This window comes from Psychrobacter sp. MES7-P7E (genome assembly GCF_002863645.1).
Classification (GTDB): domain Bacteria; phylum Pseudomonadota; class Gammaproteobacteria; order Pseudomonadales; family Moraxellaceae; genus Psychrobacter.
Genome location: NZ_PJBU01000076.1, coordinates 1 through 25,280, shown reverse-complemented (window position 1 = coordinate 25,280; position 25,280 = coordinate 1). Strand labels below are relative to the sequence as shown.

Sequence of the window (25,280 nt, the reverse complement as noted above, 5' to 3'; positions counted from 1 at the left end):
ACCTTTATTAAACTCGTCCTATAGATTAAGAAGCCGCTTATCACAATGATGGGCGGCTTTTTTATACCTGTTTGTTATTCATTTGCTTGCAGTTCATAGCTTTCTTAGTAGTTCTCTCACGCATTTAAAGCCATTTAATTTTGAAAAACATTTATCTTAGTTCGTTTTTCAAACCCATACGATACTTACATTTATTAACTGATTGTTGCGCATTTGATGAATAACTATAGCGTTAGCTTGGCTATACTGACTCCGATGTTAACGAATATTGACACCGATTTTATAGAACGATAACGATAGATATTCGTGACTTTAATGAAGATTAAAAATAACAACTCAAACAATTGGAGATAATAATGAATAAGACATTACTTGTAAGTACCCTATTATGCGGTTCAGCGTTAGCAATGACTGGTTGCCAAACCGTAGAAAGTCAAATGCAAACAGGCAATCCTTTAGCACAGCCAACGCTAAAATCAACCATACAAACAGTAGATGGCAAGAAGAAAGAAGTTGGTCAAGTTTTCTTACGTCCAGTCGATGGCGGCGTCCAAGTTTACGGTAAACTTACTAACCTACAGCCAGGTAGAACTGTCTCATTACATATCCACGAAACAGGCAGCTGTGACGTTATGGGTAAAGCAGCAGGCGGTCACTTCAACCCAGACAACAAGCCACACTCTAATCCAGATGATATGAATGGTCATGCTGGTGACTTGCCAAACTTAACTGCTAATGAAGATGGTGTTGCTACTATTAACTATGTGAATAAGAAAATCGCAGCGACTGAAGCAGGTAAATACAGCGTAAATCGTTTGGCCTTTATCGTACACGCTGGCGTTGATGACTATACCAGTCAACCTTCAGGCAATGCAGGCGATCGTATTGGTTGCGGTATCATCGTAAAAAACTAATACTGTCCAAACCTATGGACTTAGGCTAAGTCTGCAAACGTAGAAATGGCTTAAAAGAAATATTACAAGCACAAAAAAACCCTCTTAAATTATAAGAGGGTTTTTTATTGGAAGTAACTATTAGGTTTGTTTAAGCCAATACAAGAAAGACCAATGCAAATTGTACCTGTAGTACATTGAATGAGTCTGACGCTATAAAAGCACTATATTGGATTTAACAATAGTTACTCCTCTACCCATTCACCATTACGCCAGTAAACACCCCAACGTGTGGCCTTGCCGTTTTTCTCAGAGCCGATATACTGCTCTTTTTTCTTACGTGACCAGCGCAAGATGGTTGGGTTACCTTCAGGATCTTCATCTGGTCCTGCAAACAGATACTGGAACTTGTCTTCCATCTTGTCTTTAATTTCTCGTAGCTCAGCTAGCTTTGGCGGACGTGTCTCACGCACTTTCGGGAACTTAGACGCTGCTAAGAACATCCCAGCCGCCCCTTCACGCAAAATGAAATAATCATCATGCTTGGTCGACTTTAGCTCTGGCAGATGGATTGGATCCATACGAGGCGGCGCTGCTTCACCAGTTTTTAGTACCTTGCGCGTATTATCACAGTTTTGACAAGCAAAATACGGACCAAAGCGTCCTGTCTTAAGCTCCATCTGCCCATCGCACTTATTACAGTCAATGGTTGGTGCATCTGAGCCAGGAACTTCAAACTTGCCTTCTTCTAGGATATAACCATCGCAATCAGGGTTATTACCGCAAATGTGTAGTTTGAGGCCACCATCCACGATGTAACCATTCATCGCCGTACCACATTTCGGACAGCGTTTTTTCTCCATCAAATCTTTAACTTCTGCCGCTTCGTCATCACCTTCAGCATCATCTAGATTGGCGAATGCTTCGACTGGCATTAGATTTTTGGTGCCTTTACAGCGCTCTTTCGGCGGCAAGTTATAGCCAGTACAACCCAAGAATACACCTGTTGACCCTGTACGCAACTGCATCGGACGATCACAGATATCGCAATGGACATCTGGTACATCGGTCGGATCATTTGGACGCATACCATCTTTTTCTTTGGCACGCTCTAGAGTCGTTTTAAACTCGCCATAGAAATTATCAAGCACATCTTTCCAATCTTGATCACCTTCTGCCACATGATCGAGCTTGTCCTCTAACGCAGCGGTAAAGGTATAATCCATTAAATCTGGGAAGCTAGCCGTCAATCTATCGGTGACGATATCACCCATTTTTTCGGCAAACAGACGCTTATTTTCAAGCTTCACATAACCACGATCTTGAATGGTTGAGATAATTGAAGCATACGTCGATGGACGACCGATGCCTTTTTTCTCAAGCTCTTTTACTAGACTGGCTTCAGTATAGCGAGGCGCAGGCTTAGTGAAGTGCTGACTTGGATCTAGCTTATCTAGATTTAACTTATCGCCTTTTTTGACATCAGGCAGCAAGGTATCGTCAGTCTTGGCTGGTGGCATGACTCTTGTGTAGCCATCAAATACCATGGTACGACCACGGGCTTTTAGCTCGATATCATCTGCGCCTACAAACAGGTTCACTGACAGATATTTGGCAGGTAACATCTGACACGCCACAAATTGACGCCAGATTAGCTCGTATAGACGTATCGCATCACGCTCAACACCTTTGAGCTGTGTTGATTTCATGTTGACGTTAGAAGGACGAATCGCTTCATGCGCTTCTTGTGCGCCTTGCTTGTTACCATAGAAATTTGGCTTTTCTGGCACGTATTTTGCGCCATAGCTATCTTCGATATGACCACGGACAGCAGCAAGCGCGTCGCCTGATAAGAATGTCGAATCGGTACGCATATAAGTAATATGACCTGCTTCATACAGACGCTGCGCTAAAATCATGGTTTTCTTAACAGAGAAACCTAAGCGGGTACTAGCAGCCTGTTGCAAGGTCGAAGTAATAAATGGCGCGCTTGGACGTGATTGCGTTGGTTTTTCTTCACGCTCTTTGACGATAAAATCGCTTGCTTTGAGTATCTCTAGGACTTTATCGGTCTGCTCTTTATTACCAAGCTTTAGGGTTTTTCCACCTTGTTTGGTCGCCTCTAAACGTATACCGATTTGCTCAGCGTCTGAGGTTTTTTTAGCTTTACTATTAGCAATGTGTGTGTCTGCATGGATTTGCCAGTACTCTTCTGGAATGAATGCGCGAATCTCATGCTCACGCTCAACGACCAAACGCATAGCGACTGACTGTACGCGGCCTGCAGACAGTCCGCGAGCAATCTTTTGCCATAATAGCGGCGATACCATAAAGCCAACAACACGGTCCAAGAACCGACGGGCTTGCTGCGCGTTCACGCGGTCAATGTCTAATTTCGAAGGCTGCTTAAATGCACTTTGAATAGCTGACTTGGTAATCTCGTTGAAGACCACACGTTGATATTTACTATCAGGGCCACCGATGACTTCTTTTAGATGCCAAGCAATCGCTTCCCCTTCTCTATCCATATCCGTTGCCAGATAGATTTTGTCAGCGTCTTTGGCTAGTGCTTTAAGCTCTTTGATGACTTTGGTTTTGTTTGGTAGTACTTCATAAACTGCTGCCCAGTCATGCTCTGGATCTACACCCATGCGGCGTACCAGTGCTTGCTGCGCTTTCTCTTCTTTGGTCAGAGTGTCATCTTTTTTAGCGGTCGTTGTTTTCTTTGCGCTTTTGCTCGCACTGACCGGCAAATCACGGACGTGACCGATACTTGAGCGTACGATAAAGTCATCACCAAGGTATTTATTAATCGTTTTTGCCTTGGCTGGTGATTCTACAATCACCAAAGACTTACCCTTTGGGCTGTCAGCAGCTGGTGCTAGACTTTTTTTGGTTGTGGTTTTTGCCATGTTTGACGACACCATAATATAAGTAAATTAAAAGTAAGGTTAAATTCAGCAGCACGGCAATTTATGGAAGCGGATACTCATGGTTTGGCCATGGTTCAGCTATTTATAGTAATAATCGCTGCTGATAAAAAAGGTTATAAAACAAATAATAACCATAAAATAAAGATATAGTTATAAAGACGTTACACTGCTAAGCGTTAAACTGTCAACTTTAAATAATTTGAATATGACAAACCGCTTGCATATTGCCCTTTAATGGAGACGAAAAAACGCTTTACTAGGTTTATGCTTGTTTTTGCATCTGTAGCGCCCACTTCTCAAGGTTTTCTTTGAGCACTAATAAGTCCGCTTCAATCCGTTTTTGATGGTACGTAGGATTAGATGCTGGACGTACATAAGCAATATCTTCCCAATAAATAATAATGCTATTGGCCTTGGTCAATAGACCTTTAACAAACGGTTCGATACTTACTGGCAGCTCCAACGGCACTTGATCCAAGCTAAAATCAGTCTTTTTGACTACTGGGTTATTGCTGATTTGACTAGAACGAATCGCACTGGGAATAGTAAGCGTCTTATCATCTGTACTGGTATCGACAAAACTGCTATCTGGTCGCCACTGTCCATCAATCACTTGATAACGGGTATGCGGCAGTTTAGTGTCTTCAAATATCAGACAGTACTGTCCAAGCATACCGCGGCCATACTCATTATCACGGCCTTTGATCCAGTCAGGGCACGAAACGAGCTTTGGATTGAGCTGTAAACGACGCGCGGTCATACGCAGCTTATCCAAACGCTGATCGATACCGTTCGGTTTGAGCGCCATCATACTCCCTAATACGAATAGTACAATGATAACGCCAATCAATGTTCCCATGATGGTCTGGCCTTTTGACTAAATGAAAAAGATACTAAGAGATATAGCGATAAATATCGACAATGAACCGTTATTTATACATAGTACATATAGATTTGCGGTTAGCACGGTAATAAACAACGATATACAAGGGCTTATAATGAGCACGAACCATTAAAAATCAAGCGTTGTTGTCCAATCGCAGTGCAACAGGTGCTTTTAAAGCATATGACAATTTAGCAAGTTACACTATTAAATCAGCTATTTAGCGTATATAAACTTACCGATCACAGCACGCTATAAAAACCAGATACGAAAAGTGGTCAGCGCAAAAAAGTGCTATGATAAACCATAATTTTAAACGCGCGCAGGTTTATTATGAATTATCTTATTGAGTCAACCTCATCGGGCGCTTATCACGCTCGCAAGCTGACAAGTAAAGTCATGAGCAAAGCAGGCATGAACCTATCGCTACTTGGCGCGGTCGTACTGACATTATCAGGCTGTGCCACGACTCAGAGCCTAACCCCGCAGCAGTGTCAAAGCAGTAACTGGCAAGAAGTCGGCTATGCTGATGGCTCACAAGGACGTTCAGGTGCCTACTTTGGTCACTATACCAATAGCTGCACTAGTATAGGCGGTGCTAGCCCTAACCGTATCCAATGGGAGCAAGGCCGTCAACAGGGTCTCAAAAACTACTGTACCGAGCTGAATGCTTATAAGCTCGGTCGCGAAGGCTATGACTGGCAACCTGTCTGTCCGTTAGAAGGTATTGAGAAGTTAGAAGAAGCTTATTCTCAAGGGCGCTACTACTATATCCGTCAGCGCGATCTTGACTACTTGCGCTCACCTTACCCATTTGGCTACAGACATGCAGGCTTCGGTTACGGCTATCGTCCGTTTGGCTATGGCTGGTAAAAAAAGAAAACCTCACTAACGACTTAATTTGAGGTTTAAGTAGTTAATGAGGTTGGAGAAAATTTTATTATTTTAATTGTTTTTATTATAGCGGTACTGGTTGTTTTACTGGTTGGGCTATTGATTTATCTAGCTAGCTTTCTAATATAAAGTCAGAGCTACTAGCACTGACTTTATATTATTAATTTCTTAAAGATTTAGCTACTAAACTACTCATTCACAAATGCAATTTTGGTCAGTCCAGCATTACTTGCAGCTGCTAAGACTTGAGCAACCGTATCGTACTTGCCTTCTTTATCCGCACGTAACTGTACCGCTGGATTCTTACCAGTCGCGCCTTGTTGCTGCAAGCGTGTCTCTAACTCTTCCATGCTGATTGGGTCGCTATCCCAGAATATTCCCGCGTCCTTATCAATGCTGACTTGGATCGCTTCTGGCGGCGTTTCATTGAGCGCGGCACTAGTCTCTGGCAAATCTAAAGGCACCGTCGGATTCAGCACGGTCGCTGTCAATAAAAATATAATCATCAATACCAGCATGATATCGATCAGCGGAATGAGGTTCATCTCATCCATGCTTCGTACGTCATCATCACCCAATTGAAATGCCATAGTTACTCTCAATGCTTTTGGTTATTTTCACACAGCCAAGCCGTTTTTTGACCTGTCGTTTGAGCCTTTACAGACCTAGCGCTGGCAGATTTAATGCTTGCAAGATCAACACTATCTATAGCTGCTTTGGCACAGAATTACTGTAGTTATTGGTATGCTGAGTCTCGCTCGTCGTTGAACGACTGCTTGGTGCAGCGTGCACTTGTGAGGCGCTAGCAGCATGGCTCGCGGTTACCTTGGTAGTATCCACAAGACCCGTTGATTGCGCCAATAAATCATGCGCTCTATCGTTGGCTTGATACATTATGCGGCGATTGATACGTACTGCAAGGTTATAAAACACCACAGCTGGAATCGCTACTGCAATACCAAGACCTGTCATAATTAGAGCTTCACCGACTGGCCCTGCAACCTGCCCCAATCCTGCCTGACCACTCATACCGATGTTGTGCAAGGCATGGAAAATACCCCATACCGTACCAAACAAGCCGATGAACGGTGCAATCGCTGCCGTCGTACCAAGAATCGGCAGACCGCGCTCACTAGCAAAGCGATAGCGACCGATATGCTTGAGCAAAGTCTGCTCAGTCACCAAGCGGCGAGTGGCAGCATCAGTACCAGCCAAGTCAGACTGTTTGGCTTGTAATTGCTGACTCAAATCATCTGCTACATTGGTCGCCAGCTTACGGCTTTGCAATACGCGGACGATACCTGTCACCCAAGAGAGAATAGATAACGCAAGCAACAAAAAGAACAACGTTTTTGTCACCATGTCGCTGATCTGCCAGTATTGCATAAAGTCCATGTCAGACTCCTTAATGTGTAATGCCATTACATGATACTGAGGTAAATATCATGTTTAGTTTTATAATGAAAAATGATTAATAAATACGTTGTTATAAAATGTGAGCTATCAAGGAACCGCGTAACTGATCGGTAGAGTTACATCACCTACCACGGGTACGCCATTCTTAGTAAAGGGTTTGAACTTGCCAGATCGAACTTGACGTCGGGCTTCTTTGTCTAGTAGCGGATTACCTGATGATTGAGCAACTCGCACGTTATCGATGCCGCCTTGTTTGTTGACTCGTAATACTAAGACAACGTTGAGCGTATCACCAGAACGAGCTCTACGTGCGGCGCGCTCAGGGAAACTAAAGTTTGGCGCAGATGCCCAGTTGGCTGAGCTAGCAGTAAAGCTCACAGGCTCATTACTCTGTGCTAAAGCAGCTGCTGCTTCTGCCTCAGCTCTTGCTTGTGCAGCGGCGGCCTCTGCGGCAGCCTTCGCCTGAACGGCAGCTTTGGCATCAGCAACCCTTTTGGCTTCTTGCTCTGCCCTAGCTTGTGCCTCTTGCTCAGACTTTTTGGCTTGTCGCTCTGATTCAGCTTGGGCAGCTGCTTGACGTTGTGCTTCAGCTGCTGAGTTATCAACCTTTGGTTTCGGTAGCGGCTCTTTTGGGGCTACTTTTTGACTGGTATCAGGACGAGGCTTTTCTGACGCTATCACAGGCGTCACTTTTGGCTCTACATTTTTTACAACTGGCTCTTTTGGTTTTACTGGTGTCTCTGTTGGTTGTTTCACCGGCTCTTCAGGCTTTGGTTCAGGTTGCGGCGCTGGCTGAACTTGTACCTCAGGCTGTACTTCTTTTTTGGCTGTGACTGTTTGTTTTTCTACTTCAGTTGAGACCATTTTTGCCGGTAATGACACAAACTTTATCTCAAGTGGTAACATCTCTTTTTTTGGCTCAGGTTTGAGTTCAGGCGTTTTTATTGCCACTAGTGCAATTGCGGCAAGCACATGGAGTCCTAGTACTGCAACAATAGCTAGCAATAACGACTTAAGTGGTGGCGCGTCTAAATCCGTTGAACTCATAACAGCCTAATGTTTATTACTCAGAGTAGAATGGCGTAGATAATAATGCAAACGATAATTATTATCAATAATAATTTACAATATTTTCGCTATTTAATACATCTCTGACACATGGCATTGCTTAGTAGCCTTATTTATCAGAACGCTTATTTCTATGAACGTTACCTACTTTTATACCTCACTACTATGAATCTTATCTTTACATCAAATGATACGTTGCGTTTAATATAACAAGTGCTGTTAATAAAAACCATTATCATTTATATTGATAATGAGTCTCAACTACTTTATTATAACCGCTGTACTGTCTACTCATACTATTTTTATAAAAACTATTCGTATAAAAAATTAGTGAGTGGTACTAGGGCGTGTCCTCATTTTAAAAATGGTGATAAAAATGAGATAAATTGCCGTCAAACGAGGAAAATAGTGCAGATAATATCGAGATATTGACCAACTATTTGACGATGTTTGGCAAAATTTAGCTGTTTTTAGCCCATTTAGAGGATACTCGTTTGAATTGAGGACACGCCCTAAGTAGACTATTTATTTTATGCTTTTTATCTCAAGCATCTTTCAGACTTAATATTTTTAGCGTTATTCATTTGCAATTATTTTAGACAATTGCTTAAACATTTTTTTATAGACCGAGTTCATTATGCCGACACCCTTATTATCTAGCAGATCTATCGCCTCTTCTTTCAAACGTCCATTACTGACTGCTGCCATGACAGCATTGTTAGCTACCGTAGTGGCAGGATGTAGCTCGCCTGAATCTAATGACTCTGAGCCAGCAGACGCCAAAACCGAAAACCCAACGGCTGATGAATCACAGAACGTTGCTAATAACAATGCTGTATCTGCTGAAAAAATCATGGTTAATACCGTAAAAGGTGATGTTGAGCTAGCCATGAACCCATCGCCACTTGTCGTTTATGACATGACATTGATGCAAGACTTGGCCGCGCTAGATGTGGCGGTCGATGGTATGCCTGGTGGTCTATTACTAAAGAATCTACACTCAGAGACGCAACCTGATCCAAAATCGGTAGGTACTGTGTTTGAGCCAGATCTTGAAGCGTTGAATGCAATGCAGCCGCAAGCTATTTTGGTCGGTTCACGCATGGCAGAAAAATACGACGAGCTGTCAAGTATCGCGCCGACATTGGACATGAGTATTGATACAGCTAACATTTACGAATCAAGCAAGCAGCGCCTGCATGATCTAGGTGCGCTGTTTGGTAAAAGCGATCAAGCCGCTAAGCTACAACAGAACATCGATGGACTCATCACTGAGACCAAAAGTCTAACAAAAGAAAATAAAGGCTCTGGCCTAGTCGTGATGGTCAATGGCAATAAAATGTCAGCCTATGGTGACAAGTCTCGCTATGGTTTTATCCACACTGTGTTAGGTGTACCAATGGCGGATGACAAAATTGCCGATGCGCCTCATGGTCAGCCGATATCGTTTGAATATATCCAAAAAGCCAATCCAGATTGGTTATTTGTCATCGACCGTAGTGCTGCAATTGGTGAAGACGGTATTGGTGCCAAGGCTGTATTAGACAATCCATTGGTTGCTCAAACCAATGCATGGAGCAAACAGCAAGTGGTTTATTTGAGCCCAGACTCTTACTTAGCATTTGGTGGCTACTATCAATGGATGCAGGATCTAACGACAATCAAAGATGCTTTTGCTAGTGCTAAATAACGTTGTTTTCTATGCAAACTATTGTTGCACAAGTAGGTATTATTACCGTTAACCCTGCTCATTTTTAAGCCAGTAGAGATTATGTCGTTATTTTCACACCGTACTCATGCTAGGCTCAAATCCAGTACTGCTCCATCAGCGTCAAGCTGGCAAAGCGGTACTGGCAATGCGTTACATCGACGTACTGTCATACCACCGTGGTTCATCAATACAGCAAGCCTCATTCTTATGGGGCTTTTGGTGTTATTGAGCTTATCTATTGGGGTGGCTGACTTTTCGTGGTCAGGTATCTTGCAGAGCCTGCTGACTCAGAGTGCCAACTCCGATAGCTCATTGTTATTGGTTAGCCGTATACCGCGTACCATCGCCATTATCTTGACTGGTATTGCGATGGCAGTGGCTGGGATGATTATCCAAATAGTACTAAAAAACCGCTTTGTAGAGCCATCTATGGTTGGTGCAACTCAGAGTGCTGCACTTGGTTTGCTAGTGGTCAGTCTGCTGTTCCCTGCCAGTGCGCTCATTGTAAAAATGGGCGTGGCAACCATCGCTGCCGTTTTTGGCATGATGCTATTTATGCTGCTCATTCACCGCATTCCGCCCACTGATTTTTTGATGATTCCACTGATTGGCATTGTTTTCGGCGGCATTATTGAAGCCGTCACTACCTTTATCGCCTATCAAACCGAATCACTACAGATGCTGAGTGTTTGGCAGTTTGGAGATTTTTCGGGCGTATTGGCAGGGCGCTATGAGCTGTTGTGGCTCACGGGTGGACTGTGTGTGCTGGCTTATATTATTGCTGACAAGCTGACCATCGTTGGTTTGGGTGACAATATCGCCTTAAACTTGGGTATTAGTAAGCGTCAAGTCACTTGGATTGGCGTGGGTATGGTAGCCATGATGAGCGCTGTCGTGGTCGTGACTGTGGGCATGATTCCTTTTATTGGGCTGGTCGTACCAAACATTGTGAGCCGTCTAATGGGAGATAAGTTGCGTCGCAGCTTGCCAGCAGTGGCCCTACTTGGTGCTTCAGCCGTACTGCTATGCGATATTATCGGGCGCTCTATTCGCTATCCATTTGAAGTACCGGTCGCCACTATTTTTGGTGTGGTTGGTACGGTGCTGTTTTTATGGCTGTTATTACGTGCGCCAGCTGAGCAGTAGCACCACGTTCACTAACTATGTATTAATTTTCAACACTCGCTTACCGTCGTTCATTTTTTGCCTTATTAGATAAGCTTGGCACCATAGGATTTTTGTATGTTCTCATCAACTAAGCTTACTTCCACCAAGACTGATGCTACCAAAACCAGCACAGCGGTAGATAACTCATCTTCAGCAGACGGTCAATATTCAGCCGCTGCCCAAGGTCATTTGGCAAAGCTTTGGGCATGGATAGCTGCCCATCCAAAATCCATAGCAGCTATTATTCTACTTATCTCGATGACCTTGTTTATGACACTCAATGTCAATGGCTATTGGGACTTTGCGCTACCATTACGCGGCAAAAAACTGCTGGCACTGATGGTGGTTGGCTATGCAATTGGCGTGTCGACGTTACTGTTTCAGACGTTGACTCACAATCCAATTCTAACGCCCTCCCTACTCGGATTTGATTCACTCTATGTTCTGTTGCAGAGCCTGCTGGTTTTCTTTTTAGGTGCGATTAGCTTTACCAGTCTCGATCCTATTGCTAAGTTTACGCTAGAGATTGTCCTGATGTTTGGGGCATCTTTATTATTATTTAAGCTATTGTTTTCTAAAAGCAGTCAGGATCTGACGCGGCTAATATTGGTGGGTGTTATTTTTGGCGTGTTGTTTCGCAGTTTATCAGCACTCATTGCACGGCTGATAAACCCTGATGATTTTGTGGTCATACAGTCCGCTAGCTACGCGCAGTTTAATACAGTCAACCCTCAGCTACTAGGTATCAGCTTATTTATCTGTGCCATCACTGCGATATTTGTGTGGCGCTGGCGTTACCAATGCAATGTGTTGATGCTCGGACAAGCACAGGCCGTCAACCTTGGTATCAACTATCAGCGTCTGGCATTTGGTCTATCAACTGTCATCGCTGTACTGGTTGCCACGGCCACTGCACTGGTCGGTCCAGTGACTTTCTTTGGTCTATTGGTTTGCGCATTGACCAATCGTATCGCACGACATATGTATCACACCGAGCGGCTGATATTGGTCAGTTTGGTCGCTATGATTTGCTTAGTACTGGGTCAGACTATCTTTGAGCAAGTGCTAGATATGGCAGGCGTATTGTCAGTGGTGATAGAGCTAGCAGGCGGATTGATGTTCTTAGCATTGATATTTATGTCTCAACGTCGTTCGTTATAACTACTTAGCCGACATTGTTTATTTAGCTGATGCTGTTGATAGAGAAAACCCTAAGACTTTTTTAAATAAGACTGACTATGATTAAACTAAATAATATCTCTCACCATATTGGCAAACAACAAATCTTGCATGACATTACGTTGTCCCTACCAACGGCGCAGGTAATTGCTTTGATTGGGCCTAACGGTGCTGGAAAGTCTACGTTGTTTTCTGTCATGGCCCGTTTGCAGCCGCTACAATCTGGGCAGGTGAGCTTCGCTGTAGATAATGAAGAGCGTGATATTGTCAGCTGTCAGGCACGGACACTGGCAAAGACTGTCGCGATGCTCGGACAAGACAATCATGTGCAAGGACGCCTACGCGTACATGAGCTACTGATGTTTGGTCGTTATCCTTATCATCAAGGGCAACCAACCGCAGACGATCAGCAAAAAGTACAGGAAATCCTCGAACGCTTTGAGCTTGAGCCACTTGCCGAGCGTTTCTTGTCAACGCTATCAGGTGGACAGCGTCAGCGCGTGCTGATCGCCATGATTGTTTGCCAAGATACACCCTATCTATTGCTCGATGAGCCACTGAACAACCTAGATATGTATCATGCTGGTCGGCTGATGCGTGAGCTACGCCAGCTTAGCCACAATCAGCAAAAAACCGTGGTAATCGTCCTGCATGATATCAATCAAGCAGCACAATTTGCAGATACAGTGGTTACGATGAAAGCAGGAGAAGTGACGGCTGTTGGTCGTCCTGCTGATGTTATTACTAAAGAGACGATGAAAGATTTATATAACGTCGATGTCACTGTGCTCAATCATCAGGGTCGTCCAGTGATTGTTGATACGGTTTAAGTACAGCATTTCGCAAACAACAGAAGAAACTATCGATGCATAAAGCGCTATTAAATAATCGATGGATAAACTACAAAAACCTGTCTCTATTAATTTTAGTGATTAGCTTTTGCCTGTTCATTTATTACGCTTTAAATAAAGAGGTGTCAGATACCTTTTTTTGGTTAGGAATGACTTTATATGTTCTAAGATTAGTGGTTATTCCTATGGATTTTACTCAAGATATTGCTTCAGTAGATTACTCAAAGAACTATGATGAAAATAATGGTTGGCATAGGTGGGTCAGGCTAGGTGAAAAGTTTGCGTGCTTCATTTTCACTGTTTGCATAGCATACGACATATTTTTGTTCTTAAAGTGATAACTAGGGTATGGTTTTCATTTAGTAAATAATGATCTAAATGAAAACCATACCCTAAGAATATAAATATATCATCGGCCCTTTTGCAATGCCTTTAAACGCTGTTGTCGGCCTTTCCACCATAGATAAACACCAGTAATAGACAACACTGTCACAGCCAAACCTATCAATGCTAAAAATATTTGATACAGCAAATGGCCAATACCTTGACTGATATGCCCCATATGTAAGGTCGATAGCCATTGATCGGCTTTGCTGCCAAATGATGAACTTTGATAGCCAAAATTTACACGCTCGATGCTACCAGTCCTTGCATTGACCGTGATGGATGATGCACCGCCTTTTTTACCAATGTCCTTATCTGTCTTAAAGCGCAGCTGCCATTGACCCTCATCCTCAATCCAACGTATGCCTAAAAACTCTCGTACTATCATACCCTTGCTTTGAGCAGCGATGTTTGCCTGTTCACTTAAATAAGCAATACTATTGGCTTTGTCGACCACATCGACAGCCTCGACGTCGACAGCCTCATTGTTTACAACTTCAACTCTAGTCGCTGGTTCTGCACCAGACGCCTGCTCTGCTTTTTCTGATTGTTTTCTTGAGTTCTCCTGTCTTTCATCTCTACCCTCAAGCCCTACGACAGCGTGCATCACAGGTTGATATACCTCTCTTAGGTTAAAACCAACACTGGACCATGCGATGACAAATAAAATCCCCCAAAGCCATAACCCAAAGGCATGGTGTAGATCATAGTTGAGCTTAAAGAGATTAGTTTTGCGGCGGATTTTCCACGCTGGTAACCAGCGTTTTAAAAAGGAGACACGTTTTTTAGGCGAGGTTTGGTTCTGTGCTTTTTTCTTAACCGCCCTAGGAAATGTTAAGTAGAAGCCAATAAAGCAATTAATCGTCCATACGAGCGCGACAATCCCTAGTAGCAATTTTCCAATATCACCCAGTAATAAATCGCGATGTAACCAAAACACTTTCCACATGGTGTTGTGCCATGCCCACTCATCTCTATCACGAGTACCAATGATATCGCCAGTATAAGGATGGACATAAACTTGTTGAAACGGTGCTTTTGGTTGGTTTTGGGCGGCTTTTCCTCGTGCTCTATCTACCGAAAATACGGCTGATCTCTCTGCTGCTATCGAAGTTGGCATGCTAGAAAAGTTATATTGAGGGTACGCACTGATGACCTTATCATGAAGCTCAGCAATAGGCAGATGTGATGCGTTCTGCTTCTCAACCTGAGCCAGTTTATGGTTGAAGATATCATCTAGCTCGTCATGAAATGCCAATAATGTGCCAGTAATACCAGTGATAATTAAAAAAGCTGCCATGGCAAGCCCAGTATAACGGTGAATCCAAAGACAGCTATAGCGAAAATTAAATGACATAAATAAATCTGCTGTTATATTGTGATAGTAAGTTATTGAATTATTAAAAATATTTACGGGGGCATGGGCTTATTTTAAAAATGAAAACCTGCCCTAACAACGCAAAAGGTCTAAGCAAATAGCTCAGACCTTTTTCTAACTTAACAAACCCTGTGTCTACCTCCTAAAAATCAACGCTAACGTCGAACACATAAGTACGACCAGGTTCATTGAACGTACGTGCACCTGCGTTCGTAGCGGTACCCTCACGATAAACACCCGTATCAAATAAGTTTTTGACACCAGCTCCAACAGTAATCGCTTTTGTCAAATCATAGCGAGTGCTCACGTTGGCAATGGCATACGGTTCGCGATCAAGCAACGGGTCATCACTATCATCTCCCGTCGTCGCTGAAATCGTTGGGGCTTCAATCACACCATAGTAGCTCACATCAAAGTCGGCATTCCAGCGAGGCGTAATATCCCAATCCACACCCGTGTTCACAGTGAACTTAGGAATAAGCGATAATGGCTCGCCATTGTCTTTTCGCTCTGAGCGGATGTTACCAGTGATATTAGAAGACCATCTTACATTGTCAGTGACTGGTACTTGTACAAAGCCTTCTAAACCTTCAACAATTGCTTCACCTTGATTGTCCCATTGAAAGATAGAACGATCTGTCGCTGTATCTACCGCCACACGATCCGTACCAGCACCAATGCGGTTATCATAGGCATTGTGATAATAAGTCAAACCAGCATTTAGCCCAGTACCATCATCATAAGTAAAGGTGATCTCTTTATTCCAAGATGTCTCATTTTCTAGGTCAGGGTTCCCTAATACGTGGCAACCTCTTTCATCAGCAGGTACCCAAGATGGACAACCATTGCCACCAGTATAGTAAATATAGTTTGGATCAAGCTGATATAACGATGGGGCTTTAAACGCACGACTGACGCCGCCTTTCACTGACCAATCAGGACTAAAGTGCCAAGTAGTATTGATACTAGGCGACCAATTACTACCAGCCTCGCTATGATAGTCGAAGCGTAGACCTGGAGTCACATACCAGTCAGGTGTGATCTCGTAGTTATCTTCTAGATATACACCAATAAGATAAGCATCTGAAGTTGGATCACGCTGTTCAGGATCGGTCTCTACATCACCAAAATCAAAACCCTCTGCAAATGCCAAATCAGATACCACGGGGTTATCTAGCTTTTCGCCGCGAAACTCTGCACCAGCAGTCAAGGTATGACGATCAAAGTAAATATCCCATTCTGATTTGGCATTTAGCGTATCGTAAGTCGCCTCTGTCCACTCAAAATCTTCGCCATCGTCAGGTATGACAATCTGTCCTTCGCCACCACCCGCACTACCTTCACCCAAACGCTCATTAACTGTCCGAGTATACTCAATGAAACTGTTACTACTAGCGTCATCATACTCACCGCGATGTGTGATCGCCGCGCCGTAGCGTTGCATTTTGCTCGTTGTTTCACCTTCTAACTCATCTAACAAATTTTGGTTCACGGTTTGGAACAATGAATCACCCGCCCAGCGGTTTTCTTGACGGCTATAATTCACTTCAAAACCGACCGTATTCATCGCATCCATCGCGTATTCAAACAATTGGCGCACATCGATATTTTCGACACCTTCAGTACCTGCCGCTACCGAGGCAGCCGGACCACTGCGCCCGTCAACAATCTGTGCATCTTTGGCATTGATATAAGGATCATCGCCTTCACTATCGTGATAACCAAGAGTGGTACGCGAGGACAGTTTATCCGTCAATGCACCTGCCATATTGATATTGGTACGCCAGCTACTGCCTTCTAGATCGCTCTCTGGTGCCTCATAGTGACCACTGATAGAAAACTCTGGCTCAGTCGGACTCTTAGTAATGATATTTACCACACCGCCCATACTACCAGAGCCATAACGGGCTGCTGCTGGACCACGCAATACTTCGATGCTTTCGATAGCGCCTGGTGGTACCCACTGCGAGTCACCACGCGTGTCTTGCTCACTCCCACGACTAGGTCGTGAGGAATTGCGAGAAGTGACAGGACGACCGTCGATTAAGATAAGTGTATTGTTTGGCCCCATACCGCGCAAATCGATTTGGCGCTGGTTACCACGTTGACCTGACGTCGATGAACCCGACAAATTCACACCTGGCATCTTACGTACAATCTCTGAAATATCACTAGAAACTGATGCTTTTTCGATGGCTTCTTCACTAATAATAGACAGCCCAGCTGCTTGTTCTAGCTCGTCCCTTGCTGCCCGCACCACAATTGTATCCAATGTAGCTGTAGGCACAGCTTCTTGGTCGGTCGCCCCTTGCACAGCTACCTCATCACTCTCTGCAGCAACGGCTGTACTACTAAGAATAGAAGTCACAGCGATACTTAGTAAAAGTTTGCCAGTCACGACGCGTTGAAGTTTTTTTGGAGAAGTGATGACTGAGAAATCAGAGCAACCTGATTGGTTTGACATAAGTAATATTCCTTGAAGCGCACAATTTCGTTAATACCTGTTTATCTCATCGTCAGTGAATGGTTTTAGCCACTTTTTATGCAATGCTTCGGATGCATTCTCGGTGCAAGTACACATAAATAAAAGTCTAAAATTGACATACGATTGTCGGATAGACGTGTCCGTAAATATATGTGTTATAAAAACATGACTAAAATATCGCCAAGAGGCTTAGCTATTGAGAGTAAACGAATAAGGGTATGTACTGAGTAGGGTTAAAAGTTTGATGACGCTGTAACTGTCATTAATTATCCAATGAATTAAATATCTAGCGTAAAAAAGTCTCTATAAATAGAATAGAGCAAAGAGCCATTAACTGTTCTGTAATGAACGAAACACACTTTAGCAAGATACATATAAGAATGCAAACATTAATAATAATAATTATCATTAATGTTTGCATTCTTATATGTGGTTCAGTTAACGGTTTAATGGATGCTCAATATATTTATAGAAATGCCTGTTAGTTTCAGTTGTATAAGCGCTACACTGTCAAACCTTATCGATATTTCCAATATGATAATTCGGCCAGTTAAAAACATTATGCGTCAGCTTCAGAATTTCGACGTTTGATTACTCTATGCCCGTATTCATTCACAATCATTTCCTGATAATTTGAAAGATATAAATGAGCTTCGATGATAGCTCGCTGTTGTTTAGAGTATTGGCGTAGTACTCGCATACGATTTAACTCATATGCTATTTATACGGTAGCTTCACCTTCTACCAAACGAGCAACTTAACATCTACTCTTAGATAAATCGCACTCTCAAAAATCTCGTAAAAAAAGACAGCTCCCGTATAAGACAGCTGACTTTATAAGTACGATTAGACTGAAATTCGATAAGCTAGATTAGAACTGATAAGTCAAAGACGTTTTGATATTACGTCCCATTTCAAAATCAGTATAGTCATCATCAATAGAGTTACGTGACGCATGGCTTGCATAAGTCTCATCAAAGATGTTGTATACACCTAGTGTGGCCTTTAAACCTTCGATTTGAGTTGGCGTGTAAGTCATAAAAATATCGTGCACATCATAGCCTGGTTTTTCGTTGTCATCACCAGCGGTATTTGGTGTCACATCGGCCACATAAGTACTGCGCCAGCCAAGCTCAGTAGTATTGGTTGGAGCGTAACCTAAGTTGACCATGTACTTGTCGCCAGACTCAGATCCACTACCACTGACAGAAGAGATATTGTAACCCGTATCTTCGCCTTTGCTACGTGCACGAGCATAGCTTAGCCCCATGTTGAAGTTATCTGCTCGATAGTCGGCTGATAGCTCTACACCTTTAATTTTGAAATCTTCATCATTATTAATGACACCTTGGCAGGCTTCAGGGGCAGCACTTGTACCTAGTTGCCCAGTGGTACAATTCATGCCAGTTCTACTACCACCTGCACGTACAAACTCAATATAGTTTTCGATATTGGTTTCAAAGTATTTAGCACTTAATTTTAAAGAGTCATCAGCCGTAGTCAGACCACGCAGCGTTGTAGCAATACCGACTTCTGCATTGTCACCTTCTTCTGCTTTTAGTTCATTGTTCACATAGGTATCAACACCGTCGGAATTAAAAATCGTTTGGCTAAGATCTGGACCATTAAATAACTGCGTATAGCTCGCAAATAGCTGAGTACGCGGTGCAATCTCATAGCTAGCAGCCAATGCGCCAACGACATTGTCATAAGTCTTGCCAGCAGATACATACTCTGGAGACTCATGACGGTCATAACGGACGCCTGGCGTTAAGCTAAGCTTACCCATTTGCCATTGGTCTTCTAGATAGACTGAGGTATTGGTTGCTTCATCGGTGCTCGCATTACCAAAGTCACGTGTCATCTCAGATTCTTTTTTGTAATGCTCAACCCCAGCGATGAACTTATGAACCCCTGGCACACCATTGATGATACTGCTATCAACGATACTGGTGTTTTGCACTTTAGCGCCTGTGGTTTTGACTTCTGCATCAAACTCAAACCCAGGTACGCCATCAGAGTTACGCAAAATCTGCGTGCTGGTCTGATATACATTGGCGTCTACATTGACCAATTGGTTGGCAGGACTGTAAGCGTAGTCAAGCGCATAGGTATCGCGTTTGACTTCCTGCGGGATGATTGGGTTCCAGCCACCAGCAGGAAAATCTGGACGTAATGGGAACTTGCCTTTGTTTTCGGTACGGCTAAAGCTAGCACCTACATGATGATCGCTACCGACATAAGCACCCGCTTTTAATAGGATGTTTTCGCCTTCGCTGTTTTCCGTTTGGATTTTACGGCCTTTACCGTCTTCACCAGCGTCCGCATTGCGCTTACCATAATAAGCCAGTAAATCAACATTTTCTGTTGGCGCACCATACACAGTAGCTGAGGTTAGCAGTTCATCATTGTTACTAGCATAACCTGTATGCAGCTTAGCACCTACCTTTTGACCAGGCTTAAGTAAATCTGCCGCGTCGACTGTCTCAAAAGCAACCGCACCGCCGATAGCATCATTGCCTAGCGTCACTGAGTTATTGCCCACTGATACTTCTGCTTGTTTTAGCAGATCTGGATCAATAGTGACGTCACCCATATGGTAGAACAACGCGCCTTCTTGACGTGCGCCATCAATCGTTACTTTTAGGTTGGTATCATCAAGACCACGTACACGAATACGTTGGTTGACCGATGAGGTACCGCCCACGCTTACCCCTGGTACAACGTCCAGAAAATCGCTCAGATGGCTTGCTTGAGCTGCTGGCGTATAGTCATCTATATAGACAGAGTCTTCTTGTACAGCGTCACGTACTGAGCTATTCGCTGTTACAGTGATCGTCTGCAATGTTGTGTTTGGCATATCTGCTGCCGTTGCGGCACTAGCAGCTTGTGTCCACAATACAGCTGCGACACCGATAGACAATACTGTCAATTGACTAGATAACTTTACTTCGCGCATAACACATTTACTCACTTTTTTTACTGTCAAAAATTAGAATTATTTGTAAAACCTGTCATCGAATAGTCCTGAAAATAGCGCCTATCAGAAGATAGGCACCTTAAAAACACTCAATCATACCGTGCAAATAACATGATTAATGCTAATAATAATGATTAGCGTTTAAATAAAGAGAGGCATAATAACTAAGTATTAACAATTTGGCAATAATTAATATCATACATTCTCAATTCTAGTACTTAGTACGCCAAGTGGACGTAGCAATACAACGCAGCAACGCTTGGTACTAACTATAAATATGCTATCGAATATGACGCTGGCCACGAGTTGAATCTATATAAACAAAGCTTAAAAATCATCACGTCTATAGCAGCCTGCTATTAACTTAGCTCATCACTTGTATTTCTTGTACTACTGTACTAGAATGCTGATACAAGCCGAGAGCTTCATGGCTACCCTGGCTATTTTTGATTAAGACGACTGATTATAAGACGATAAATTATGAGTACTGACCCTTATCACAGCTTACTGAGTCATCTGGCAAACTGTACTGATAGCAAAGAGATTGAAAAGCTACTCAGTGCCCTGCTGACGGATAAAGAGCAGCACGACATTGCTAACCGTATTCGTATCTTTGACTTGCTAGATCGCGGTATCACCCAACGTGACATCTCTGAGCAACTAGGCGTTGGTATCGCGACTGTCTCTCGCGGTGCTAGAGCCATGCACAGCCACGATGTGAGTGCATTGCTTGCGACCCATAGAGAACGCGCTTAGAACACCGATCCCAATACCGTCTACCCTTTTACTCATTACTTTATTAATTGTTGATTGACACATATTTGAACCATTTTGGACTTTATTATGACTGCTAGTACGCCCATACATACCCAACCTGCACCTATCGATATCCCAAGCAAACCACAACGTATCAAGCTCACGCAAGATATCGATTTTTTTGCGCTATTCAAACGCATCGAAAGCGCTTTCGACACCTGTTATTTGCTCGAGTCATTGGGTGAAGACAGTCATATTTCACGTCATCACGCCATCGGTTTTGACCCTGTGACGACGATCACCGCTATTGACCGTAATACGCTCGCTATCACGGATAATAAAACCGCTGAGACAAGCCATTATCAAACCGATAACCCTTATCAACTGCTGCGTGACATAACTCCGCAGCATGTTATTGCCCGTGATCAAAGCGGTGGTCTGGTCGGGTATTTGGGTTATGACTGCGTGAATTTCTTTGAACCTAGTCTCAATGCAAAAGCCAGCGAAGACTTTGAGCCATTTAAGTTTGGCGTGTATCTAGATGGATTGACGCTGGATAAGATGACCGGGGAAATCTTTTACTTTTATTACCCAACCGCTCAGCAAGAAAACCGCATCGAGCAAATAAAAGCGTTACTTGATGAGTCAGTGCCAAGTTATGAGCCGCCGACGGTTGAATTTTTAGGCGATGGCATGAGCCAAGAAGAGCATGCCAATGTCGTCATGCAAGTTAAAGAAGACATCATCGCTGGGCGTATTTTTCAGTGCGAGGTAGGCTTTAAATCTAAATATCGTATTGCCGGTGACAAGATGCCGATTTATGAAAAACTGCGCGCTGTCAATCCATCACCGCACATGTACTTTATGAAATTTGCGCAGCAGTGCATCATTGGTGCCTCCCCTGAGCTGCTATTCCGTTTGCGCCAAGGTGAAATGGAAACCTATCCACTCGCAGGGACTGCCAAGCGCGGTGCAGATGTAATCGAGGATCGTAAGCTTGCCCGCGCCTTGCTCAATGATGATAAAGAAATCGCCGAGCACAATATGCTGGTCGATTTGCATCGCAATGATATTGGCCGTGTGGCACGATTTGGTACGGTAAAAGTACGTAGTTTGATGGATATCAAGCGCTTCTCTCACGTACAGCACATTTCTTCTGAAATCGTTGGTATCTTGCATCCTAACGAAGACATGTTTAGTGCCCTTGCCAGCAATTTCCCCGCTGGCACATTGTCTGGTGCGCCCAAAGTAGAAGCCATCAAGGTGATCAATGAGCTAGAGCCGGATGGTCGCGGGGCTTACGGCGGTGCATTAGGCTCGTTCAATTTCAATGGTGATTGTATCTTTGCCATTCCTATTCGCAGTCTGTTTATCAATGGCGAGTCTGCCTACGCTCAAACTTGCGGCGGTAACGTTTACGACTCCAACCCAGCTGATGAGTACTTAGAAATTCAGCGTAAACTGTCAGCGATGAAAGTCGTGTTAGACAGCTTTATGCAATCATAATTGCTACTAGAAGTACTGCGTACATTGACCATATTTTACCTAGCACTATTTTTACAAAAGAGTTTATGACCCATGAATGTTTTAATTATCGATAACTACGACTCGTTTACCTTCAATCTCTACCAATACGTGGGTGAGATTTTGCAAACCTTAGACAGTGATGAAGAAGCCAGCGTCATCGTTAAACGCAATAACGAAATCACTTTAGCAGACGTGCAAGCAATGAATCTTGATAGAATTATCATTTCACCTGGCCCTGGCTCCCCTGACGATCCCGCGTACTTTGGTATCTGTAGCGAGGTCATCGAGAAACTAGGCAAAACTGTACCGCTATTAGGTGTCTGCTTGGGTATGCAAGGCATTGCTCATGTGTTTGGCGGTGACGTGGTACGCGCCAGTGTACCGATGCATGGCAAAGTCTCATCAATTCGCCATGATAACTCAGGTATTTATCAAGGCTTACCACAAGAGCTTGAAATCATGCGCTATCATTCACTGGTGGTAAAAGCCGACACCATCCCAAACTGCCTAACGATTACCTCAGTAGTCGCCAATGATAGCTGTGCTGAATTGAGCTTTGCTGAGTCAGCACTGACAGGGGATGAGATTATGGGACTGGCGCACAAAGAATACCCGATACAAGGCGTACAATTTCACCCAGAATCGTTTGCTACTGAAGGCGCTAAGCGATTGCTGGGTAACTTTTTGCTACAGGTATAAACCTATATGGCCGTCTCCATGTCTAGCTCAAGCCTAAATACATCCAGCTTACTCAGACGTACTACATTGCTCTCAAGCTTAATGCTAATGACCTCTGTCAGTTCGGCTGTAGCACCTGTACAGGCAAACTTTACCATGGGCATGGACATCCAAGGTCAACGTCTTAACCTTTATGAGAGATGTGCAGAAGGAAGCGTTACTTGCAACAATATGCTACTGGTCGCTCCCGATTTAGGACGACTATTGCAGACAACACCAGAATCTAGTAAGTCGCCCTACGCTGTCAAATACTACTCTGCGGAAACCAAGCATAGCTTATGTAAAGATGGCGTGACCCCGTGTCGATTTCAGGGTTATACCTTTGAGGGCGAAGATTTTGATGGGTTTATAGATACCTCGAACCATGAGATATCTATAAGAAGTAAATGGACAGTCGATACCTATAGTGCCACCTACAAAGAAAACGAGACTTATCTGCCATTAGCCTCACAAGCTGATTTGGTTGATCAGATATATAACACGTCTGATAAAGCATTGAATGAAAGCTACAGAGTAACGCGAAATGAAGTCAGACGCCTGTACGGTGAGGATATGGCGGCTAATCTTAAAAAAGAGCAGACTCAGTGGATAAAACAGCGCTCAAAAAACTGCGGGGCTGATACGGATCATTTACCAAGAACCCAATTGGAAAAAGTGTGCTTTATTCAGCGAAATGCTCTCCGAGAGCAAACATTCTTTTTATGGATTGATTAACAGAGACTGTAGAAAGAAAAAATGACGCGAACACGAATATGATATGAGTTAATAATTCGATATTACTTAGGTTATTTAGCAAACGCTAGCCATTTTTGAGCCATTGGAATAACTATTAATTGAATTTAGCACACGACCTAGTAGCCACTTATTATCTTTTAGTGATAGACTCAAAAGAACAAACAAAAGACAGCCTTTAATAAGGTTGTCTTTTCTTATTTTAGTATTGCTTGGAGAGATTGTATCAATAGCAATCTTACAACATCTTGTGTCACTTAGATCGTAAGAAGAAAACAGTATGGCAAACATCGACAACGGAATGACGAACCATTCGCACCAATCATGGCTAGGCACCATTCAAATCATCACGGCTGCTATCTGCTGGGGTACGTTGGGTATATTCTCGACTTACCTAAACCAAATTGGATTTAGTGGCTGGCAGGTAACGATATTACGTATCGTCACGGCGGCCTTTATCATTTTAGCCATGCTACCAAAACTATGGCCACACCTTATCAAATTACAGCCAAAACAGTGGCTTGGTTTGGCGATGCAGTCGTTGATAGGTGTCCTTGGCATGTCGGTCTGCTATTTTTTTGCGGTCAGTTATGTCGGTGCCGGCCCTGCCGTTGCCTTACTCTATACCGCACCCGTATTTAGCTTATTGTTCTCAAAATTCTTACTGAGTGAGTCCATTACTCGCAAATCAGTTTTGCTAGCACTAATGGCGGTGTTTGGTGTTGGATTGACGATGTTAGGTGAGCAAGCGAAAGTTAACTGGGGGATTTTACTCGGTCTATCAGCAGGGATGTGTTATTCGTTATATGGCGTATTGGGTAAGCGTGCGATGCATTACGCTCACCCTGCCCCTTTGGTATTTTTCACTTCCATTATCATTAGTGCTGGCGTACTACTGCTCTTACCTGAGACCTATAACACTTATGAGCAGCTATTGAGTCTGCCCTTGATGACTTGGGGCTACGTTTTAGGATTATCACTGCTGGGAACCGTCGTGCCATTTGGGCTATATATGAAGGCATTGGAAAAACTGCCCGCCACTCGTGCATCGGTATTTACGATTTTTGAGCCATTGACTGCAATTGCACTTGCAGTGCTATTACTGCATCAATCTTTGTCTTGGATTCAGTATTTGGGTGTGGCGCTTATCTTGCTGGCGGCTTTATTAAATGCTGTATTAAACGGTACCGCCACTCGCGTACCTCGTTGGTTAAAACAACGACAGAGGGCATAGTGTTACTATCTACTCATTTGAGATATGTCCAATTTATTTCAATAAAAAAGCCCCAACCATGGCATCATGAT

The 25,280-nt window shown here is 43.4% G+C and carries 19 protein-coding genes; 11 read left to right on the top strand and 8 right to left on the bottom strand.

What is annotated here, in order from left to right; translation table 11 throughout:
* Positions 1-356: 356 nt before the first annotated feature.
* Positions 357-914: a superoxide dismutase family protein gene (locus CXF62_RS04265; protein ID WP_102093052.1), complete on the top strand. Its 558-nt coding sequence runs from the start codon at positions 357-359 to the stop codon at positions 912-914.
* Positions 915-1,138: 224 nt separating this feature from the next.
* On the opposite strand, the gene topA is transcribed toward CXF62_RS04265, so the two are convergent.
* Together topA and CXF62_RS04255 are read right to left on the bottom strand one after the other, a co-directional pair.
* Positions 1,139-3,805 carry a type I DNA topoisomerase gene (gene topA, locus CXF62_RS04260; RefSeq protein ID WP_102093051.1) on the bottom strand — a complete coding sequence of 889 codons (2,667 nt, stop codon included), beginning with the start codon at positions 3,803-3,805 and terminating at the stop codon, positions 1,139-1,141.
* Between the two features lie 283 nt (positions 3,806-4,088).
* Positions 4,089-4,685 carry a hypothetical protein gene (locus CXF62_RS04255; RefSeq protein WP_101205178.1) on the bottom strand — a complete coding sequence of 199 codons (597 nt, stop codon included), beginning with the start codon at positions 4,683-4,685 and terminating at the stop codon, positions 4,089-4,091.
* A 357-nt stretch (positions 4,686-5,042) separates the two neighbouring features.
* Here CXF62_RS04255 and CXF62_RS04250 point away from each other — a divergent pair, with 357 nt between their 5' ends.
* Positions 5,043-5,582: a DUF2799 domain-containing protein gene (locus CXF62_RS04250; RefSeq protein WP_228153162.1), complete on the top strand. Its 540-nt coding sequence runs from the start codon at positions 5,043-5,045 to the stop codon at positions 5,580-5,582.
* Between the two features lie 209 nt (positions 5,583-5,791).
* On the opposite strand, the gene CXF62_RS04245 is transcribed toward CXF62_RS04250, so the two are convergent.
* From CXF62_RS04245 to CXF62_RS04235, 3 genes are all read right to left on the bottom strand, one after another.
* A complete protein-coding gene (locus CXF62_RS04245; RefSeq protein WP_025651314.1) occupies positions 5,792-6,193 on the bottom strand; it encodes an ExbD/TolR family protein in 402 nt (133 codons plus the stop codon).
* A 115-nt stretch (positions 6,194-6,308) separates the two neighbouring features.
* On the bottom strand, positions 6,309-6,998 hold the full coding sequence (locus CXF62_RS04240) for a MotA/TolQ/ExbB proton channel family protein (protein WP_101205179.1): 690 nt from the start codon (positions 6,996-6,998) through the stop codon (positions 6,309-6,311).
* Positions 6,999-7,106: 108 nt separating this feature from the next.
* The gene (locus tag CXF62_RS04235; RefSeq protein ID WP_102093050.1) at positions 7,107-8,066 is read right to left on the bottom strand and encodes an energy transducer TonB; all 960 of its coding nucleotides are present in this window, start codon (positions 8,064-8,066) and stop codon (positions 7,107-7,109) included.
* A gap of 658 nt (positions 8,067-8,724) precedes the next feature.
* Here CXF62_RS04235 and CXF62_RS04225 point away from each other — a divergent pair.
* From CXF62_RS04225 to CXF62_RS04210, 4 genes are all read left to right on the top strand, one after another.
* On the top strand, positions 8,725-9,777 hold the full coding sequence (locus CXF62_RS04225; RefSeq protein WP_102093048.1) for a siderophore ABC transporter substrate-binding protein: 1,053 nt from the start codon (positions 8,725-8,727) through the stop codon (positions 9,775-9,777).
* 81 nt (positions 9,778-9,858) lie between these two features.
* Positions 9,859-10,944: an ABC transporter permease gene (locus tag CXF62_RS04220; protein ID WP_102093047.1), complete on the top strand. Its 1,086-nt coding sequence runs from the start codon at positions 9,859-9,861 to the stop codon at positions 10,942-10,944.
* A gap of 96 nt (positions 10,945-11,040) precedes the next feature.
* Positions 11,041-12,126, top strand: a complete 1,086-nt coding sequence (locus tag CXF62_RS04215; protein ID WP_102093046.1) for an iron chelate uptake ABC transporter family permease subunit — start codon at positions 11,041-11,043, stop codon at positions 12,124-12,126.
* A gap of 77 nt (positions 12,127-12,203) precedes the next feature.
* Positions 12,204-12,974 (top strand): iron ABC transporter ATP-binding protein, encoded by a 771-nt coding sequence (locus CXF62_RS04210; protein ID WP_102093045.1) that lies wholly within the window; start codon positions 12,204-12,206, stop codon positions 12,972-12,974.
* Positions 12,975-13,404: 430 nt separating this feature from the next.
* Here the strand turns inward: CXF62_RS04210 and CXF62_RS04200 are convergent, their stop codons facing one another.
* The 3 genes from CXF62_RS04200 to CXF62_RS04190 form a co-directional block, all read right to left on the bottom strand.
* Positions 13,405-14,679, bottom strand: coding sequence for a PepSY-associated TM helix domain-containing protein (locus CXF62_RS04200; protein ID WP_416220484.1), 1,275 nt, complete (start codon positions 14,677-14,679; stop codon positions 13,405-13,407).
* A gap of 220 nt (positions 14,680-14,899) precedes the next feature.
* Positions 14,900-17,221, bottom strand: coding sequence for a FepA family TonB-dependent siderophore receptor (locus CXF62_RS04195; RefSeq protein ID WP_102093042.1), 2,322 nt, complete (start codon positions 17,219-17,221; stop codon positions 14,900-14,902).
* A gap of 892 nt (positions 17,222-18,113) precedes the next feature.
* Positions 18,114-20,201 (bottom strand): TonB-dependent receptor domain-containing protein, encoded by a 2,088-nt coding sequence (locus CXF62_RS04190; protein WP_102093041.1) that lies wholly within the window; start codon positions 20,199-20,201, stop codon positions 18,114-18,116.
* A gap of 501 nt (positions 20,202-20,702) precedes the next feature.
* Between CXF62_RS04190 and CXF62_RS04185 the strand changes: the two genes are divergently transcribed.
* From CXF62_RS04185 to CXF62_RS04165, 5 genes are all read left to right on the top strand, one after another.
* A complete protein-coding gene (locus CXF62_RS04185; protein WP_102093040.1) occupies positions 20,703-20,978 on the top strand; it encodes a Trp family transcriptional regulator in 276 nt (91 codons plus the stop codon).
* Between the two features lie 87 nt (positions 20,979-21,065).
* Positions 21,066-22,484 (top strand): anthranilate synthase component I family protein, encoded by a 1,419-nt coding sequence (locus CXF62_RS04180; protein ID WP_102093039.1) that lies wholly within the window; start codon positions 21,066-21,068, stop codon positions 22,482-22,484.
* Positions 22,485-22,556: 72 nt separating this feature from the next.
* Complete coding sequence (locus CXF62_RS04175; RefSeq protein ID WP_102093038.1) at positions 22,557-23,204, top strand: anthranilate synthase component II; 648 nt, start codon at positions 22,557-22,559, stop codon at positions 23,202-23,204.
* A gap of 18 nt (positions 23,205-23,222) precedes the next feature.
* Positions 23,223-23,957, top strand: coding sequence for a lysozyme inhibitor LprI family protein (locus tag CXF62_RS04170; RefSeq protein WP_185156593.1), 735 nt, complete (start codon positions 23,223-23,225; stop codon positions 23,955-23,957).
* A 298-nt stretch (positions 23,958-24,255) separates the two neighbouring features.
* The gene (locus CXF62_RS04165; protein ID WP_102093036.1) at positions 24,256-25,209 is read left to right on the top strand and encodes a DMT family transporter; all 954 of its coding nucleotides are present in this window, start codon (positions 24,256-24,258) and stop codon (positions 25,207-25,209) included.
* The last annotated feature ends 71 nt before the right edge of the window (positions 25,210-25,280 follow it).

What these genes read in the sequence shown, in the direction of transcription:
- CXF62_RS04255 (WP_101205178.1), bottom strand. Translation starts at nt 4,685, where the DNA reads ATGGGAACATTGATTGGCGTTATCATTGTACTATTCGTATTAGGGAGT.
- CXF62_RS04250 (WP_228153162.1), top strand. Translation starts at nt 5,043, where the DNA reads ATGAATTATCTTATTGAGTCAACCTCATCGGGCGCTTATCACGCTCGC.
- CXF62_RS04245 (WP_025651314.1), bottom strand. Translation starts at nt 6,193, where the DNA reads ATGGCATTTCAATTGGGTGATGATGACGTACGAAGCATGGATGAGATG.
- CXF62_RS04200 (WP_416220484.1), bottom strand. Translation starts at nt 14,679, where the DNA reads ATGGCAGCTTTTTTAATTATCACTGGTATTACTGGCACATTATTGGCA.
- CXF62_RS04210 (WP_102093045.1), top strand. Translation starts at nt 12,204, where the DNA reads ATGATTAAACTAAATAATATCTCTCACCATATTGGCAAACAACAAATC.
- CXF62_RS04170 (WP_185156593.1), top strand. Translation starts at nt 23,223, where the DNA reads ATGTCTAGCTCAAGCCTAAATACATCCAGCTTACTCAGACGTACTACA.
- CXF62_RS04235 (WP_102093050.1), bottom strand. Translation starts at nt 8,066, where the DNA reads ATGAGTTCAACGGATTTAGACGCGCCACCACTTAAGTCGTTATTGCTA.
- CXF62_RS04190 (WP_102093041.1), bottom strand. Translation starts at nt 20,201, where the DNA reads ATGCGCGAAGTAAAGTTATCTAGTCAATTGACAGTATTGTCTATCGGT.
- CXF62_RS04240 (WP_101205179.1), bottom strand. Translation starts at nt 6,998, where the DNA reads ATGGACTTTATGCAATACTGGCAGATCAGCGACATGGTGACAAAAACG.
- CXF62_RS04265 (WP_102093052.1), top strand. Translation starts at nt 357, where the DNA reads ATGAATAAGACATTACTTGTAAGTACCCTATTATGCGGTTCAGCGTTA.
- CXF62_RS04220 (WP_102093047.1), top strand. Translation starts at nt 9,859, where the DNA reads ATGTCGTTATTTTCACACCGTACTCATGCTAGGCTCAAATCCAGTACT.
- CXF62_RS04165 (WP_102093036.1), top strand. Translation starts at nt 24,256, where the DNA reads ATGGCAAACATCGACAACGGAATGACGAACCATTCGCACCAATCATGG.
- CXF62_RS04185 (WP_102093040.1), top strand. Translation starts at nt 20,703, where the DNA reads ATGAGTACTGACCCTTATCACAGCTTACTGAGTCATCTGGCAAACTGT.
- CXF62_RS04225 (WP_102093048.1), top strand. Translation starts at nt 8,725, where the DNA reads ATGCCGACACCCTTATTATCTAGCAGATCTATCGCCTCTTCTTTCAAA.
- CXF62_RS04180 (WP_102093039.1), top strand. Translation starts at nt 21,066, where the DNA reads ATGACTGCTAGTACGCCCATACATACCCAACCTGCACCTATCGATATC.
- CXF62_RS04175 (WP_102093038.1), top strand. Translation starts at nt 22,557, where the DNA reads ATGAATGTTTTAATTATCGATAACTACGACTCGTTTACCTTCAATCTC.
- CXF62_RS04195 (WP_102093042.1), bottom strand. Translation starts at nt 17,221, where the DNA reads ATGTCAAACCAATCAGGTTGCTCTGATTTCTCAGTCATCACTTCTCCA.
- topA (WP_102093051.1), bottom strand. Translation starts at nt 3,805, where the DNA reads ATGGCAAAAACCACAACCAAAAAAAGTCTAGCACCAGCTGCTGACAGC.
- CXF62_RS04215 (WP_102093046.1), top strand. Translation starts at nt 11,041, where the DNA reads ATGTTCTCATCAACTAAGCTTACTTCCACCAAGACTGATGCTACCAAA.